The organism is Gordonia sp. YC-XJ4 (assembly GCF_059511865.1).
The window spans coordinates 2,559,046-2,575,679 of record NZ_CM183447.1 but is presented as its reverse complement, the minus strand read 5'-3'; the positions used below and the strand labels follow the sequence as shown (position 1 = coordinate 2,575,679).

Genomic DNA, 16,634 nt, shown 5'->3' with positions numbered 1-16,634 from the left:
GGGGGCCGTGCAGTCGAGGTGTGCGGGAAACGCCGAGGACTCCGCGTGCGACACGCGCATTGGGCACGTCGCGGCCATGGTGGCGCACATCACCTTCGCCGATCGTGGATGCTGTAACCATCAGCACCCGACGACGCAACCCCGCTCCGATGACTCCCGACGACGTCACGTCGTCGGGCGCACGTCGTGGCCCGGTCCCCGAGGCGGCCGGACGCCCGGGTGCCGATCCGCCGCCGGGTGCTCTGCTCCCCCGACCCCCTCGCGCACCGCACCCCGACCGCGGTGAGATCCCGACCGCACCGCTGCACTCGGCGCGCCGCCCGGCACCGTCGTCGGTCGAACTCGACGCACCCGACCCCAACCACCGGGCGCTCGCCGACCCGGGGCCGCCCGAGACGGCCCACCCCGGCTCACCCCCACCGGGCGCCGACCCGCGGACGGACAAGGAACTCGGGCGCGACGACCCGACGGTCGAACCGCCCGAGACCCCGCGGCGTCCGGTGGTACGCAACGTCCCGATCCTGATCTGGCGGACGATCGTGAAGTCCTGGGATGACGGGATCGTGGGCTGGGCCGCGCAGGCCGCGTTCTGGCAGGCGCTGTCGCTGCCTCCCCTGCTCCTCGGACTGCTCGGCAGCGTCGGCTATCTCTCGGGCTGGTTCGGTCCCGACACCGTCGACGTGATCTCCGATCGCATCCTGGCGTTCGCGAACCGCACCTTCTCACCCAATGTGGTCAACGACCTGATCAAGCCGACCGTCGACAACGTCCTGGGCCGCGGACGTGTCGGTGTCATCTCGGTCGGCTTCATCCTGTCGTTGTGGGCGGGGTCATCGGCGGTGTCGTGCTTCGTCGCCTCGATCGTGCGTGCCCACGACCAACACGAGGTCCGAAATCCGGTGTGGCAGAGGATCTTCGCGCTGCTGCTCTACCTCGGGTTTCTCACCGTCGCGGTCCCGCTGCTCCCCCTGGTCGCGCTCGGCCCCAACTATCTCCGAGAGATCGTGCCGGAATCCTGGGACCCGATCGTCACCAACGCGATCGATTTCGGGTACTTCCCGTTCGTGGCGTTGCTGCTCATGCTGGTGCTGACCACGCTCTATCATCTGGCGCTGCCCAATCCACTGCCCTGGCATCGCCTGGTGGGAGGCGCGATCGTCGCGGGAATCGTCTTCTGGGTGGCCAGCTACTTCCTGCGGCTCTATCTGGCCGCGATCACGCGGGCGGGCTACACCTATGGCGCGCTGGCCACCCCGATCGCGTTCCTGCTCTTCACGTTCTTCCTCGGGTTCGCGATCGTGGTCGGCGCCGAGTTCAACGCCGCGGTGCAGTCCCTGTGGCCTGCGCGGCCCGCGGTGACCGCGCAGGTCCGGGATTGGGTCCACCACCAGACCGCAGAGGTCACCGGACAGCTCAAGACGCTGCCCGAGCGCCTGTCGACCGGTCCGATCAGCCGACGAAACCGGCCGAGTGGGCATTCTGCCGACGATCTGTGAGATCAGGACCCATCTCTGAGATCAGTACATTGTCGCCGATCAGGCGATCAGGCGATCATTCCTTGCGCATCCGCTTGTAGATCTTCTTGCACTTCGGGCAGACGGGCGAGCCCGGCTTGGCCGATCGGGTCACCGGGAAGGTCTCCCCGCAGAGGGCCACGACATGAGTACCCATGACCGCGCTCTCGGCGATCTTGTCCTTCTTGACGTAGTGGAAGAACTTGGGCCGGTCGTCGTCACCGCGATCGGTGGCGTCGGCGTCGGGACGTTCGTCGGTGGTGGTGTCGGTCCGCACATCGGTGTCGATGCGTTCGTCGATGTCGGGACGCTCAATGGTTTCGGTGGGCATGCCCACCATTGTGCGCCACCCGGGCTGGACCCGGTCACCCCTGCCGAACCCAAGGCAGGCGAGAACGCACCAGAATCGAGTAATCCGACATAACCGACAGTGCGACCGTTCGGGGAAAGTGGGACAGTGGAGTCATGGGTGAGCGGGACGACAACGGCGAGCGGTCCGGGACGGATCGATCGAAAGCAGATGCGTTCCTCATCACCGGCGCCCCGACGCCGTACGACGAGCAGCATCGCGCCCGTGTCCGCAAATACCTGACACTGATGGCGTTCCGTGTCCCGGCTCTGATCATCGCGGGCATCGTGTACTCGTCGACCGGTTCGGGCTGGTGGGCGCTGGCCATCATCGCCGCATCGATCCCGCTGCCGTGGGTGGCGGTGCTGATCGCCAACGACCGGCCTCCGCGCAAGCGCGGGGAGGCTCCGCATTACCTGTACGGATCCGATCACTCCGTCGTCGGCCCGGCTCCCCTCGGAACCACTGCCCGGACGATCGATTCGACCTCTTCGGAGACACCGCCCGGGACCTGAATCGTGTTCCACGGATTCACCGATCTCAGCAACTTCTCAGAACCACGGCCGGCGAGGTGGGGATATCAGCAGGTCAGCATGGTGACCGAAAGGTAAGGAACTCCGGCGTCGGGAACTATCGGCGTCGGTGCGGCGTTGGACCTTCTGAATGCACTCAAGTCAGGAGGCCGGAATGTCACGCTCCACCGTTGCTCGCTCCACCACCCCCACCACCGAATACTCCGCCGAGCCCACCACCTCCACACGTCCTGCCATGACAGAGCAGGATCTCGACGCCCAATCGCCCGCCGCCGACCTCGTCCGGGTCTATCTCAACGGCATCGGCCGCACCGCGCTGCTCAATGCCGAACAGGAGGTCGAGCTCGCCAAGCAGATCGAGGCGGGCCTGTACGCAAAGCATGTCCTGGCCACCCGTAAGCGTTTGAGTGCCGCCAAGAAGCGCGACCTCAACACCGTCGTCCGTGAGGGCGAGGCAGCGCGTGCCCATCTCCTCGAGGCCAACCTGCGTCTGGTGGTCTCGCTGGCCAAGCGCTACACCGGTCGCGGCATGCCGTTGCTCGACCTCATCCAGGAGGGCAACCTCGGCCTGATCCGCGCCATGGAGAAGTTCGACTACGCCAAGGGATTCAAGTTCTCGACGTATGCCACCTGGTGGATTCGTCAGGCCATCACCCGCGGTATGGCCGATCAGAGCCGCACCATCCGGCTGCCCGTCCATCTCGTGGAGCAGGTCAACAAGATCGCCCGCATCAAGCGCGAGTTGCATCAGCAGCTCGGCCGCGAGGCGACCGACGACGAGCTGGCCAACGAGTCGGGCATTCCCGCCGAGAAGATCGCCGATCTCCTCGACCACAGCCGCGATCCGGTGAGTCTGGACATGCCGGTCGGCAGCGACGAAGAGGCCCCGCTGGGCGACTTCATCGAGGATGCCGAGGCGACCTCGGCCGAGAACGCAGTCATCGCGGGTCTGCTGCACTCGGACGTGCGCGCCGTTCTCGCCACGCTCGATGAGCGTGAACAGCAGGTCATCCGCATGCGCTACGGCCTCGACGACGGTCAACCGCGCACGCTCGACCAGATCGGCCGGATGTTCGGACTCTCCCGTGAGCGTGTCCGGCAGATCGAGCGCGAGGTGATGGGCAAGCTGCGTCAGGGCGATCGCGCCGAACGCCTGCGCGCCTACGCCAGCTGACTCGCGGCAGTCCCGGTCAGCTCATTTCGGCCTAGCTGAGCCTCCTCGGTCCGGTGTCCCTCCTCGAGGGCACCGGACCGATGCGTATCCGGGCATTGAGAATCGCAGCGCCGTCGGGCGAGACCAGGATCGGATCACAGGTGACCTCCCGGATCTCCGGGATGTCCTCGACGAGGGTCGAGATGCGTTGCAGGATGTCGACGAGAGCGGATTTGTCGGCGGGGCGCTCACCGCGGAATCCGTCGAGCAGCGGCGCCGAGCGAGGCGCATCGATGAGATCGGCGGCGTCTCGATCCGACAGTGGCACCGCCCGGTACGCACGATCGCCCAGAAGTTCAAAGGTGCTGCCGGACAAGCCGAAGGAGATCAGCGGCCCGAATGACGGGTCATCGCGCATGGTGATGACGGTCCCCACCCCCTTGGGCGCCATCTTCTGCACGTGCAGGACGCCATCGCCGGTCAGTTCGGTCAGTTCGGCGAACGCCGTCACCACGGCGGTGGGATCGGGGAGATCCAGCCGCGCTCCCTCGCGGTCGAGACGGCCCCGCCAGCCCGGTGAGGTGGCCTTGACCGCCACCGGAAAACCCAGCTCGCGGGCGGCGGCACTGGCCTCGTGCATGGTCCGTACCTCGCGGAATGCCACGACATCTATGCCGTACCAGGTCAGCAGCCGGGCCGCGGCGACCTCGTTCAGCAGCCGACCGGTCGGCTCGATATCGGGGGTGTTCTCGTCCGGTGAGGTGCGCTCCCCGTCGGTGGTCTCGAGGCCAGCCATCTCCTCCCGGACGAACATGCGGGCGGCTTCGGGATCGACGTCGGCGGGCCGGATGACGGTCGGCTCGGGCCGGGCGCGCCAGCGCGCATACTGCCACGCGTTGGCCAGCGCGGACGCCGCGCGTTCGGGGCTGCCGTAGGACGGTATCGATCCCCGCTCCGGCAGGCCGTTCGGGCCGGGACGCATGAGTCCGGGCGGGATGCCCTCGACCGCCAGGAACGTCGTCACGATGGGCTTGGCCGCATCGGCGTCCGGGGTGTTGGCCGCGGCCATCAGTGCGCGCGCGTGCCAGTCGGCGTCAACCGCCACCGGCGGCACGAACACCACGATGATCGCGTCGACCTGGTCGTCGGCCATCGCCGCGGCCACTGCCGACTCGAACTCCTCCTCCGACGCGCCGGCCCCGATGTCGACGGTGCCGATCACGTCCAGACCACCGTTGCGGGCGGTGTCGGCGGCGAGGCTGCCGAGTACCGAGGAGTTGCCGATGATCCGGGTGCGCGGCCCGCGCGGCAGCGGCTGATAGGCGAATATCGTTGCGCAGTCGAACAACTCCGGGATGGTGTCGACCTGGATCACGCCGGCCTGCTCTAGCACCATCTGCGCGATGCGGTCGTCGAGGGTGGCCGCGGCCGATCGGGCGGCACGCACCGCGGTCAGCGCCCCTTTGCCGGACTTGACCGCCACGATGGGTTTGGTCCGCGAGACGCGACGCGCAATGCGCGAGAATTTCCGCGGGTTACCGAAACTCTCCAGATAGAGCAGCACCACATCGGTCGCGGTGTCGGTGTCCCAGTATTGCAACAGATCGTTGCCGGAGACGTCGGCGCGGTTACCCGCCGAGACGAAGGTCGACAAACCGATCTGACGCCGCGCGGCGGTGTCGAGGATGGCGATGCCCAGCGCACCGGACTGACAGAAGAAGCCGACCCGCCCGGCCGCGGGGATTCGTGGTGCCAATGTCGCGTTGAGCGCGACCTGTGGGTCGTTGTTGGCGACGCCGAGGGCGTTGGGTCCGACCAGACGCATGCCGTGTTCGCGCACCTGCTCGAGCAGGCGGCGCTCACTCGCCAAACCTTCCTCACCGGCCTCGCCGAACCCCGACGACACGATGACCAGGGTGCGTACGCCCTTGACGAGGCAGTCGTCGAGGACGTCGTCGACGACCGCGGCGGGCACGGCCACGACCGCCAGATCCACGGGATCGGGGATGTCACGCACCGTCTCGTAGGCACGGATACCCCGCACCGACGGCGGGCGCTGCCGGTCACGCAGACGCGGATTGCCATGCGCCACCGGATGTCCCACCGCGTGGTGACCGGCCGCGCCACCGGCGTGCACCTGTTCGTCGGGGTCCTCGCCACGATGTCCGGGCCCGTTGACCGGGAACACCGGTCCGGCGAATCCGCCGGCGATGATGTTGGCCAACAGGGCGTTGCCGACCTTCTTCGGATCGGTCGATGCACCGATCACCGCCACCGACATGGGTCGCAGCAGATTGGCGACGCTGCGCGCCTCGGACGCACGTTCGCGGGCGTTGCGCACCGACAGCAACGCCTCGGTCGGGTCGATGGTGAACTCGACGTGCACCGTCGCACCGTCGAAGGCGCGCGAGATCTGATATCCCGCATCGCGGAACACCGCGACCATGTTCGGGTTCTCGCTGAGCACCTCCGCCTCGAATCGGGTGAAGCCGTTCTCCGCGGCGGCGCCGGCGAGGTGTTCGAGAAGGATCGGCCCCAATCCGCGACCCTGATGCGCGTCGGCGACGACGAAGGCAACCTCGGCCGATTCGGGTTTGCCGTCGGCGGCGAGGCCCTCGTAGATGCCGATCGCGATGAACTCACCACCGAGCACGGCGACCAGCGCCACCCGCTGCTGGTGATCGACCGTGGTCATCCGCACCACCTCGCGCGGCGGCAGCGTCGGGGTGGGGCCGAAGTACCGCATGTAGCGGGTGCGTTCGCTCAGCCCGGCATGGAACCGGACGACGCGATCGGCGTCGTCGGGGACGATCGGCCGAAGATGAACCACGCCACCGTCGGAGGCCAGGACGTCGGCGATCCAGTGCCGCGGGTAATCCCAGGGCCCACGCGGGACCGGCCCCTCCACCGCGCGCGCTCCCGCGGTGGTGTCGGTATCGACGTCCGACTGTCCTGCGCCGTCCGAGGTGGGTTGCTCAGTCACGCGGATCCTCCGGGTCGAGTCCGTGCAGCGGGAACACCGCCTTGCGGGTGGCCATGATGGCGCGATCGGTCTGTCGCAGCGCCGAGTCGTCGATACCGGGCGGTGCTTGCTGACCGGTGTCGCCGTCCCAGGCGACATAACCGACGTCGCCGTCGTCGCTCATCGTGCCCACCGGTGCCGCCGAATACTCCGAGTAGATCGTGCCCGCGACCTCGGTGGCGGTCTCACACCATTGCTCACCGATGGTGGTCTCGACGGGGATGTCGCGGTCGAGGACCACGCCGAGCAGGTGCGTCCAACTGCGCGGTACCACGTTGACCACGCCGTAGCCCCCGCCACCGACCGCGATCCACCGTCCCTCACAGTACTTTTCGGCGAGGTCACGCATGGCGATCATCGCCGCGCGTTGCCCGTCGACGGTCAGTGCCAGATCGGTCAGCGGGTCGGCGCGGTGACTGTCCGCACCGCACTGGCTGATCAGGATCTGTGGTGCGAACTCGGCGATCATCGATGGCACCACCGCATGAAACCCTCTCAGCCACAACCGGTCCGGGGTGTTCGGCATGAACGGCAGATTCACCGCGGTGCCGTGTGCATCCTCCTCACCGATCTCGGTCGGCCAACCGGTGCCGGGCCACAGGGTGGCCGGATGCTGGTGCAGCGAGATGGTCATGACACGCGGGTCGGCGACGAACTCGGCCTGCACCCCGTCACCGTGGTGGGCGTCGATGTCGATGTAGGCGATGCGGTCGTAGCCGTGGTCGAGCAACCACCGGATGGCGACCGAACAGTCGTTGTAGATACAGAACCCCGCGGCCCGCGATCGCATGGCATGGTGCATGCCGCCGCCGATGTTGACCGCCCGGCGCACCGATCCCGATGCGACGGCCTGCGCGGCGGCGAGCGTCCCACCGACGAGCAGCCGAGCGGCTTCGTGCATCCCGTCGAAGACGGGATTGTCGGCGTCACCGAGTCCGAACAGCCGCGCCAGCAACGGCCCGGACAACGACGCGGTGCCCGATCCGACGGCCCGCACGGCATCGATGTAGTCGCGGGAGTGCACCGGGATCAGCGCGTCGTCGTCGATCTGCAACGGGTCGGCGAGGTCGACGTCGTCGAGTACCCCGAGACTGCGCGCCAACGACATCGTCAACGCCAGACGCACGGGGTTCATCGGGTGGGAGTGCGCCCACCGGTAGGACAGGAAGTCCTCACTCCAGATCACCGCTGCACTCATCGAGGACTCCACTGACTCGGCACGGATTTCAGGCTAGTGGGTCCGACGCCCGCCCGGTGCGGATCGGCACGGGGGCGACGACGCTCACACCGACGACACTCACCGAGGAGCCGACGACGCCACGCGGGTGTTCCGGGGCGCTCGACGACTTCGCCGATGCCGGTGCTGGTCAAGGTACCCTTGGTGACGACGAAGGGACTGCGGACAGTGAACGATCTGGTTGACACCACCGAGATGTACCTGCGGACGATCTACGACCTCGAAGAAGAGGGGATCGTCCCACTGCGTGCTCGTATCGCCGAGCGTCTCGATCAGAGCGGACCGACGGTGTCACAGACGGTGGCGCGCATGGAACGCGACGGGCTGTTGCGGGTCGCGGGGGACCGCCACCTCGAACTCACCGACAAGGGCCGCGGTCTCGCGATCGCCGTCATGCGTAAGCACCGGCTGGCCGAACGACTGCTCGTCGATGTCATCGGGATGCCCTGGGACCAGGTGCACGACGAGGCCTGCCGCTGGGAGCACGTGATGAGCGAGAACGTCGAACGACGTCTGCTGGCGGTGCTCGACAACCCCACCACCTCGCCCTACGGGAACCCGATTCCCGGCCTCGAGGCGCTCGGCGCCGAGGCCGCGACCCCCATCGACACCGCGACCCGGCTCTCCGATCTCCCGCAGGGCGACCCGGTCGCGGTGATCGTTCGCCGCGTCGCCGAGCACGCCCAGTCCGATCGCGAGTTGATCTCCGATCTCCGTGAGGCCGGGGTCGTCCCCAACGCCCGGGTGACGGTGACCTGTACCCCGCAGCGCGTCGAGGTCGACACCCCGGGTCACGAGGGTCTGGTCCTCTCCGCGGAGATGGCGCACTCGATCTTCGTCGAGAAGGTCTAGCCGACCGGTTCTGACCGGCCGGCGACGCGCACCACCACGCTGCGCGGGCGACACTGGCTGGGCCACGGTTCGGCGACACGGCCGGTCAGCCGACGGCACGCAGTGTTGCTCGGGGGATCACCACCCCGAGATCGGTGGCGATGCCATAGGACTCGTCGATCATCTCCCAGAGCAGTGAGGGTGTCGCGCCGCCGCGCAACGCCTGGTCGAGCAGGGTCGCCAGTTTCCACCCGGGGTCGGCGGCCAACGCGCAGTCGAGCGCGATACCCGCGAACGCCCCTTCCCCGCCGATGTAATGCAGGTGTGCGAGAAGTGTTGCGGCACTGGCACGTCCGGTACCTCGCAATCGGCGCGTGAGGGTGCGCCACAGGTTTTCCGCATCTGATCTCAGGTCGGTGACCGCGCAGGCGAGTGCGGCGTCGCGCACCGGGAGTGTGGTGATCGCGCGGTGCAGCACCGTCATGGTCGCGCAGTCGGGGACGCCCGGCGCCTGCATCGCGCGGAGAACGGCGCGCAACAACTCGGCGTTTCGCCCTTCTCGGGGTTCGATACCACCGTGGGGTTCGATACCAACGTGGGATTCGATACCACCGTCGGATTCGATACCGGCCAGAGCCGGACGGGTCGCCCGCTCCCCTCGCGGTGGTGCCAACCGCAGCTCGGTTCGCGCCGAGACCGGCTGCACCGCAATGGATTCGGTGCGGATCGGGGAATCGCTGCTCGGGAATTCGCAGTTCAGGGAGTCACAGTTCGGGGAGTCACAGTGCGGCAGCGGGGTGAGCATCGCGGCCATCTCGCCGCGATCAGCCAATATCCGTCGACCTGTCGACACCGCCTCGGCGACGGCGGTCGGCGAGGTGTAGGGATCGGCCATGGTTCCACTGGCCGGTCGGCCGCCCACCCCGGCTGCTGTCGGACCGGCGCAGCGTCTCCAGATCAGTTGCCAGGGCGCATGCCGCTCGAAGGCGGTGACGACGAAACCCTGTGCGAGACCACCGGAATCGGCGAGGCAGTCGTCGGCCAGGGAGAACACCTGACGGTAGCGGTCATCGTGGGGCGAATATCGGTCGTCGGCGATCACCGCGAGCACCGGTCCCCCGCCGTGTCGGCGGACGATGTGCCCGAAACTCTCGGCGACGACGAGCAGTTCGTCGGTGGCGCGCCCGTCCGGCGTCAGCGACAGGTCGTAGCGCATGGCAACCCGCACACTGTTCGGGGACTGGAGAACGACGACGATCAGCGAGCGGCTCGGGATGAATCCGAGGAGCGCGGGGACCGCACTGAGCAATGTGGTCGCATCGATGGGTGAGGGCGGTGTCTGTGGCGTCATGCGCTGATCGTGGTCGTCGGCGCCGTCCGGTCCCCGTCGGTCGAGACCGCTACGGACCGGTGATCCCCCGATCTCCGCTCGTCCACAACCATCGGCACGCACCGAGGTCAGAAGGCAGCAGCCACCGCTTTGGTGAACAGCGCGTCGAGATTCCCGGCGGCCGCGGGGTCGATGGCGCCGTCACCGGCCCATCGGTACTGCGCGTACACGCGGACGTCACCGCGTTGTCCGAGCAACGTCAGACTGCTCGTGGCGGTGGAGTGGGAGATGTCACCGGTGAACACGGTGCGCTGCAACGCGGCGGTGGCAACCCCGGCCGGTGCCGGCGGAGCCGGTGGTATTCGGGTCGCCACGATGCTGCCGGCCCGCTGCCCACCGGTACGGGTCTCCGGGCACCGACCGGCTTGGGCGAGTAGTGCGGCGAGCCCGTCGTGCACGCGGGCGATCGCGGAGGTGTACGACGTCGATCCCGAGGCCACGATCACCGAGGTGACGACGGCACCGGCGGCCGATGGAGCCGGGGGTGCGCAATCGACCGGATAGGCCACCGCCGGATCGTTACCGCTCACTCCGGCCAGGGCGAACGGCACCGCCGTCTCGGGGACCCGAGTCGCACCCGGAACCGGGAAGTCGGCAGGGAGCACCGCACGATCGGAGAGGTCCGCGGCCGAGTTGCCCACCGCCTGACCATCCGTCGTACAACCGGCGAAGAGCAGGGCCGCACAGACTGACATACCCGTAAGTCGGGGCAGAACACCGACCACAGCGACATGCCGGCGCCGTGACGAACGGCACGCTCGGCGATGAGGTGTCATGGGTTCCCGCGATGGGTCGTCATGGGAATCGTCATCATGGGAATCACTGTGCCACTCGTCGACCGGAGCACAGCGCACACACGGCGGGAATCGCCGCCCGGCGACAATGGTTGCAGTGGCGGAGACGGTGCGAGAACCGTCTGCGATACGGCGCCGAGCTGCGGAATTGGTCTGCAGCGGCGCAGATGCGAGACAATGGTGGTTCACGCCCACGCTCACCTGGGGCGACGGGCCACATCGAGGAGGATTGACATGGACGAGCGGACCGCCGACGACGGCTCGCGCGACGATGCCTCGCGCGGTGACGGCTCGCTGTACGAGCTGGCCTTTCCCGCGCCCGCCATGGGACGCCACGACACGGGTCCGGTGCTGATCCACGCTCTCGACGGCTTCGCCGACGCGGGCCATGCGGTGGCGCTGGCCGCAGCTCATCTGCGCAACAGTCTGGAGTCCGATCTGGTCGCGACCTTCGACACCGATGAGCTGATGGACTACCGCTCCCGCCGTCCGATGGTCGACTTCAGCGGAGAGACCTTCACCGGTGTGGCGATGCCGACGCTGACCCTGCATGCTGTCCGCGACGCGAACGATCGACCGTTCTTGCTGCTGTCCGGCTCGGAGCCGGACCTGCGGTGGGAGAAGTTCACCGAGGCCGTGCGGCGCTTGGCCGACCGTTTCGGAGTCACCGACGTCGTCGGGCTCAATGCCATCCCGATGGCCGTTCCACACACCCGACCGGCATCGATCACCGCCCACGGCAGCGATCCCGACATCCTCGGCGACCTGCCACGATGGGGTACCGCGATGAAACTGCCGGCCAGCGCCTCGATGCTGCTCGAACTGCGGCTGGGACAGGGTGGACGTCGCGCCTCGGGGCTATCGGTGCACGTGCCGCATTATCTGTCGCAGACCGACTACCCCGCTGCCGCATCCCGACTGCTGACGGCAGTGACGGCGATCACCGGCCTCGACCTGCCCGTCGCCGCCCTCGACACCGCGGCCGAGCGGGTCCGCGAACAAGTCGACACAGAGGTCTCGGGCAACGCCGAGATCGAGACGGTGGTGACGGCGCTCGAGCAGCAATACGACGCATTCCAGCAGGCGCAGACCGAACGGTCGTCGCTTCTCGCCACCGAGGAATCCCTGCCCAGTGGGGACGAACTCGGCGCCGAGCTCGAACGCTTCCTCGCAGACCTGCATCAGGGTGGCGGCGATCAGCCGGACGGCGGTAATCAGTACGGCAGCGGCGATCAGAACGGCAGCGGCGACCATCCCGACGACGGCAGCGGTGGCCGACCATTTCCGATCTGAGCCGACCCGATCCGGGCGACGCCGCCCGGATCGGCGACCCGGATGTGTCCGCACCGTCCTCTGCACCGCTGCCCCCAGCACCCCTGTCCCCCACCGCCGATGAGGACACCGCCTTCGAGGAGTTCACCAACTGGTGGGCGGGACGCGGCATCGCGTTCTACCCGCATCAGGAGGACGCCCTGCTCGAGTTGGTGTCGGGCAACAACGTCATCCTCGCCACACCGACCGGGTCGGGGAAGTCGCTGGTGGCCTCCGGCGCGATCCATTTCGCTCGCTGTCGTGGCCGGCGTGCCTTCTACACCGCCCCGATCAAGGCGCTGGTGAGCGAGAAGTTCTTCGACCTGTGTGAGCAGTTCGGCGCCGAGCACGTCGGGTTGCTGACCGGCGACGCCGCGGTCAACGCCAACGCCCCCATCATCTGCGCGACCGCCGAGATCGTCGCCAATCTCGCGCTGCGCGACGGCCCCGACAGCGACATCGGGGTGCTCGTCGCCGACGAGTTCCACTTCTACGGCGAACGCGACCGGGGGTGGGCTTGGCAGGTACCGCTCATCGAGCTCCCCCACACGCAGTTCCTGCTGATGTCGGCGACGCTGGGCGATGTCACCTTCTTCGTCGACGATCTGCGCCGCCGCACGGGCCGGGACACCGTCGCCATCACCGGGACACAACGCCCGGTACCGCTGGAGTACGCGTATGCGATGACGCCGATCCACGAGACCATCGAGGACCTCATCGATCGCGGACGGTCCCCGATCTACGTCGTGCACTTCACCCAGGCCGCGGCGGTCGAGCGCGCGCAGGCACTGTTGTCGGCGCGGATCTGTGACAAAGCCGAGCGCGCCGAGATCGCGGACGCCATCGGCGATTTCCGGTTCTCCACCGGATTCGGCTCCACCTTGTCGAAGCTGCTGCGGGCCGGGATCGGGGTACATCACGCGGGCATGCTGCCCAGATACCGGCGCCTCGTCGAACGTCTGGCCCAGCGTGGTCTGCTCAAGGTCGTCGCGGGCACCGACACGCTCGGGGTCGGGATCAATGTCCCGATCCGGACCGTGTTGTTCGCCGGACTCAGCAAATACGACGGCACCCGGGTGCGGCGATTGCGGGCCAGGGAATTCCACCAGATCGCCGGACGTGCCGGTCGCGCCGGATTCGATACGATCGGTTACGTCGTCGCCCAGGCACCCGAACACGACGTGGAGAACGCGCGAGCGGTCAGCAAGGCCGGTGACGACCCGAAGAAGCTCCGCAAGATCGTCCGCAAGAAGCCCCCGGAGGGATTCGTCTCCTGGGGCGAGAAAACCTTCCTGCAACTCGCCGAGGCCCCCGACGAGCCGCTGCGTTCGCACTTGCAGATGACCACCGCGATGCTCATGGAGGTCCTCGGCCGGCCCGGCGACTGTTTCGCGGCCACCCGGCACCTCCTCGAGGACAACCACGAGCCCCGCGATCGACAACTGCGTCATATCCGGCACACCATCGCCCTCTACCGCGATCTGCGCAACGCCGGCATCGTCGTCCAGCTCGACCGGCCGGACGCCGAGGGCAGACACGTGGCGCTGTCGGTGGACATGCCGGAGAACTTCGCGCTGACCAATCCGTTGTCGGCGTTCGCGCTCGCCGCGTTCGAACTCCTCGACCCGGACTCGTCGACGTACGCCCTCGACGTGGTGTCGATCCTCGAGTCGACGCTCGAGGATCCGCGGCCGTTGTTGCTCGCGCAGCGCAAGGTCGCCCGCGACGCCGCGATCGCGGAGATGAAGGCCGACGGCATCGAATACGAGGAGCGGATGTCGCGGCTGGAGGAGATCAGCTGGCCCCGGCCCCTCGCCGAGGAGATCTCCTATGCCTTCGACGTCTACCGCCGGGGCCATCCGTGGGTGTCGTCGTTCCCCCCGAAACCGAAGTCGGTCCTGCGCGAGATGCTCGAGCGGGCGATGACCTTCACCGAGCTGATCTCCGCTTATGGCCTCGCCCGCAGCGAGGGCATCGTGCTGCGCTACCTCTCGGACTGTTATCGAGCTCTGCGACAAGGACTTCCGCTCGCCGTGGCGACCGAGGAGATCGAGGACATCACCGACCGCGTCGGCGCGATGATCCGCGACGTGGACTCCAGCCTGCTCGACGAATGGGAAGAACTCGCCCACGCCGTGGCGACGAACCGGGCCTGATCGCCGACGCGGTCAGACCGGGATCGCCGGCGTGGCGACCCGCACCGGCGCGATCTCCTCGACCAGTCCGGCAATCACGGCGGCCAGCCGCCGATACGGTTCGTCGCGGCCCGACGAGGCCCGATAGACCAACCCGATCCGCCGTCCCGGACGCGGCGCGGTGAATCGCGCGATCGCCAATTCGCCTGCCGCCGTTTCGGAGTCGACCGCGGTCTCGGGGATCAGCGTGACCCCCAGCCCACCTTCGACACATTGCACCGCGGTGGCCAGCGATGCCGCGCGGGTGTGCCCGAGGTCGGGTGAGACCCCGGCCAGTCGACAGACCTCGAGTGCCTGATCGCGCAGACAATGCCCCTCGTCGAGCAGGAGCAGCGGAAGATCGGCGAGGGTGCTCGGATCGACGCGTTTGCGGCCGGCGAGCGGATGGCCGACGGGCAGGGCGAGCACGAAATCCTCGTCGTACATCGGGATTTCGGCAATACCGCCGGCCTCTGCCGGCAGGGCCAGGACAGCCACGTCCAGCGAGCCCTCGCGCAGCGCGGTGAGCAGACGGGCGGTCTGATCCTCGACCACCCGCAGTTCGAGGCCGGGTAACCGGGCCGGCAACCCGCGCAGCATCCGCGGCAGGATGTACGGCGCAACCGTGGGGATCACCCCGAGGCGCACCGCGCCGGAGAGCGGATCGTCGGCACCGGCCGCCGCGGACAAGAAGTCGTCGGCGGCGTCGGTCACCGCGATCGCCTTGGGGAGCAGGGCCTGGCCCTCCGGAGTCAAGAAGACACGCCGTGTGGTGCGCTCGATGAGTTTGCGTCCGAGACCCGCCTCCAGGGCGGCCAGCGCCTGTGACAGCGACGGCTGACTGATCCCCAATTCGGTTGCCGCAGAACCGAAATGATGTTTGCGTGCCAGCGTGACGAAGGCACGCAGGCCGGCCACCGACGGCTGATAAGTTTTATCGGGCATACCTATCAGTGTAGTGCTAATCATCACGTTTCACTTTCACCGATTCCCGAGCACAATGGTCGGTGCGAAGCATTATCGGTACTGCCGTGCCGATCCGTCCGGATCGCCGGCGCCCGCGCGACTAGAAGGAGAGATTGCACACCATGGCTCTGCTCACGATCGGCGATCAGTTCCCCGCCTACAACCTCACCGCTGTGATCGGCGGCGACCTGTCGAAGGTCGACGCCCAGCAGCCCGACGACTACTTCACCCAGATCTCCAGCGATGATCATCCCGGCAAGTGGCGGATCATCTTCTTCTGGCCCAAGGACTTCACCTTCGTGTGCCCGACCGAGATCGCCGCCTTCGGCAAGCTCAACGACGAGTTCGCCGACCGCGACGCCCAGGTGCTCGGCGCCTCGGTGGACAACGAGTTCGTCCACTTCCAGTGGCGCGCCCAGCACGAGGACCTCAAGACCCTCCCCTTCCCGATGCTGAGCGACCTCAAGCGCGAACTGGCCACCGCGGCAGGTGTTCTCAACGCCGACGGCGTCGCCGACCGCGCCACCTTCATCGTCGACCCGAACAACGAGATCCAGTTCGTCTCGGTCACCGCGGGTTCGGTGGGACGCAACGTCGACGAGGTGCTCCGCGTCCTCGACGCGCTGCAGTCCGACGAACTGTGCGCCTGCAACTGGCGCAAGGGCGATCCCACCATCAACGCGGGCGAACTGCTGACCGCCAGCGTCTGAGAGGAGCACTCATGAGCATCGACAATCTCAAGGAAGCCCTCCCCGAGTACGCCAAGGACCTCAAGCTCAACCTCGGTTCGATCAGCCGCACCACCGCGCTGAACGAGGAGCAGCTGTGGGGCACCCTGCTCGCGACCGCTGCGGCGACGCGAAATGCCAAGGTGCTGGCCGAGATCGGCGAGGAAGCCGCCGACACGCTGTCCGCGGAGGCCTACAACGCCGCCCTGGGCGCCGCGTCGATCATGGGGATGAACAACGTCTTCTATCGCGGCCGCGGATTCCTCGGCGGCAAGTACGACGACCTGCGTCCCGGTCTGCGGATGAACATCATCGGCAACCCCGGCGTCGACAAGGCCAACTTCGAGTTGTGGTCGTTCGCGGTCAGCTCGATCAACGGCTGCGAGCACTGCGTGGGCGCGCACGAGGCCACCCTGCGTGAGGCGGGCGTCGACCGCGAGGCGATCTTCGAGGCACTCAAGGTCGCCTCGATCGTGGCCGGCGTCGGCCAGGCGATCGCCACCACCGAGGTGCTGAGCGGCGTCTGATCGGCGTGTGACAGCCCCTCTGTGACAGAAGATGTCGGGCCCGGTGTCTGCGTGAGCGCAGGCACCGGCCCGAGTCGTCAACGGCGTGCGCGCTCCGACGTGCGG

14 protein-coding genes are annotated in these 16,634 nt (G+C 67.8%); 8 read left to right on the top strand and 6 right to left on the bottom strand.

The genetic code is table 11. From position 1 onward, the window contains the following. The first annotated feature begins 149 nt into the window (after positions 1-149). Positions 150-1,496, top strand: coding sequence for a YihY/virulence factor BrkB family protein (locus AC5ZH6_RS11370; RefSeq protein ID WP_496169210.1), 1,347 nt, complete (start codon positions 150-152; stop codon positions 1,494-1,496). Positions 1,497-1,551: 55 nt separating this feature from the next. Here the strand turns inward: AC5ZH6_RS11370 and AC5ZH6_RS11365 are convergent, their stop codons facing one another. Next, on the bottom strand, positions 1,552-1,845 hold the full coding sequence (locus tag AC5ZH6_RS11365) for a DUF3039 domain-containing protein (protein ID WP_026920164.1): 294 nt from the start codon (positions 1,843-1,845) through the stop codon (positions 1,552-1,554). A gap of 134 nt (positions 1,846-1,979) precedes the next feature. On the opposite strand from AC5ZH6_RS11365, the gene AC5ZH6_RS11360 reads away from it, so the two are divergent. Both AC5ZH6_RS11360 and AC5ZH6_RS11355 read left to right on the top strand, forming a co-directional pair. Beyond that, positions 1,980-2,378, top strand: coding sequence for a DUF3099 domain-containing protein (locus AC5ZH6_RS11360; protein WP_014359841.1), 399 nt, complete (start codon positions 1,980-1,982; stop codon positions 2,376-2,378). 253 nt (positions 2,379-2,631) lie between these two features. Then, positions 2,632-3,570 carry a sigma-70 family RNA polymerase sigma factor gene (locus tag AC5ZH6_RS11355; protein ID WP_231386991.1) on the top strand — a complete coding sequence of 313 codons (939 nt, stop codon included), beginning with the start codon at positions 2,632-2,634 and terminating at the stop codon, positions 3,568-3,570. Between the two features lie 31 nt (positions 3,571-3,601). Here the strand turns inward: AC5ZH6_RS11355 and AC5ZH6_RS11350 are convergent, their stop codons facing one another. Continuing rightward, positions 3,602-6,532 carry a bifunctional acetate--CoA ligase family protein/GNAT family N-acetyltransferase gene (locus tag AC5ZH6_RS11350; protein ID WP_288336142.1) on the bottom strand — a complete coding sequence of 977 codons (2,931 nt, stop codon included), beginning with the start codon at positions 6,530-6,532 and terminating at the stop codon, positions 3,602-3,604. Further along, positions 6,525-7,769 carry an acetoin utilization protein AcuC gene (locus AC5ZH6_RS11345; protein WP_288336143.1) on the bottom strand — a complete coding sequence of 415 codons (1,245 nt, stop codon included), beginning with the start codon at positions 7,767-7,769 and terminating at the stop codon, positions 6,525-6,527. Before AC5ZH6_RS11345 ends, AC5ZH6_RS11350 begins: the two co-directional genes overlap by 8 nt. A 207-nt stretch (positions 7,770-7,976) precedes the next feature. On the opposite strand from AC5ZH6_RS11345, the gene AC5ZH6_RS11340 reads away from it, so the two are divergent. After that, positions 7,977-8,660, top strand: coding sequence for an iron-dependent transcriptional repressor DtxR (locus AC5ZH6_RS11340; RefSeq protein WP_006371155.1), 684 nt, complete (start codon positions 7,977-7,979; stop codon positions 8,658-8,660). Between the two features lie 85 nt (positions 8,661-8,745). Here the strand turns inward: AC5ZH6_RS11340 and AC5ZH6_RS11335 are convergent, their stop codons facing one another. Then, the gene (locus AC5ZH6_RS11335; protein ID WP_288336148.1) at positions 8,746-9,990 is read right to left on the bottom strand and encodes a DUF4192 domain-containing protein; all 1,245 of its coding nucleotides are present in this window, start codon (positions 9,988-9,990) and stop codon (positions 8,746-8,748) included. A 107-nt stretch (positions 9,991-10,097) separates the two neighbouring features. After that, positions 10,098-10,724 carry a hypothetical protein gene (locus AC5ZH6_RS11330; protein ID WP_496169038.1) on the bottom strand — a complete coding sequence of 209 codons (627 nt, stop codon included), beginning with the start codon at positions 10,722-10,724 and terminating at the stop codon, positions 10,098-10,100. A gap of 333 nt (positions 10,725-11,057) precedes the next feature. Here AC5ZH6_RS11330 and AC5ZH6_RS11325 point away from each other — a divergent pair, with 333 nt between their 5' ends. Then, positions 11,058-12,116 carry a proteasome assembly chaperone family protein gene (locus AC5ZH6_RS11325; RefSeq protein ID WP_288336151.1) on the top strand — a complete coding sequence of 353 codons (1,059 nt, stop codon included), beginning with the start codon at positions 11,058-11,060 and terminating at the stop codon, positions 12,114-12,116. Positions 12,117-12,160: 44 nt separating this feature from the next. Continuing rightward, the gene (locus AC5ZH6_RS11320; RefSeq protein WP_496169037.1) at positions 12,161-14,290 is read left to right on the top strand and encodes a DEAD/DEAH box helicase; all 2,130 of its coding nucleotides are present in this window, start codon (positions 12,161-12,163) and stop codon (positions 14,288-14,290) included. Positions 14,291-14,302: 12 nt separating this feature from the next. Here AC5ZH6_RS11320 and AC5ZH6_RS11315 read toward each other — a convergent pair whose 3' ends face one another. Beyond that, positions 14,303-15,253 (bottom strand): hydrogen peroxide-inducible genes activator, encoded by a 951-nt coding sequence (locus AC5ZH6_RS11315; protein WP_288336154.1) that lies wholly within the window; start codon positions 15,251-15,253, stop codon positions 14,303-14,305. Positions 15,254-15,396: 143 nt separating this feature from the next. On the opposite strand from AC5ZH6_RS11315, the gene AC5ZH6_RS11310 reads away from it, so the two are divergent. Next, positions 15,397-15,984 (top strand): peroxiredoxin, encoded by a 588-nt coding sequence (locus AC5ZH6_RS11310; RefSeq protein ID WP_006371161.1) that lies wholly within the window; start codon positions 15,397-15,399, stop codon positions 15,982-15,984. 11 nt (positions 15,985-15,995) lie between these two features. Beyond that, the gene (locus tag AC5ZH6_RS11305) at positions 15,996-16,529 is read left to right on the top strand and encodes an alkyl hydroperoxide reductase (RefSeq protein WP_006371162.1); all 534 of its coding nucleotides are present in this window, start codon (positions 15,996-15,998) and stop codon (positions 16,527-16,529) included. Positions 16,530-16,634: the final 105 nt, after the last annotated feature.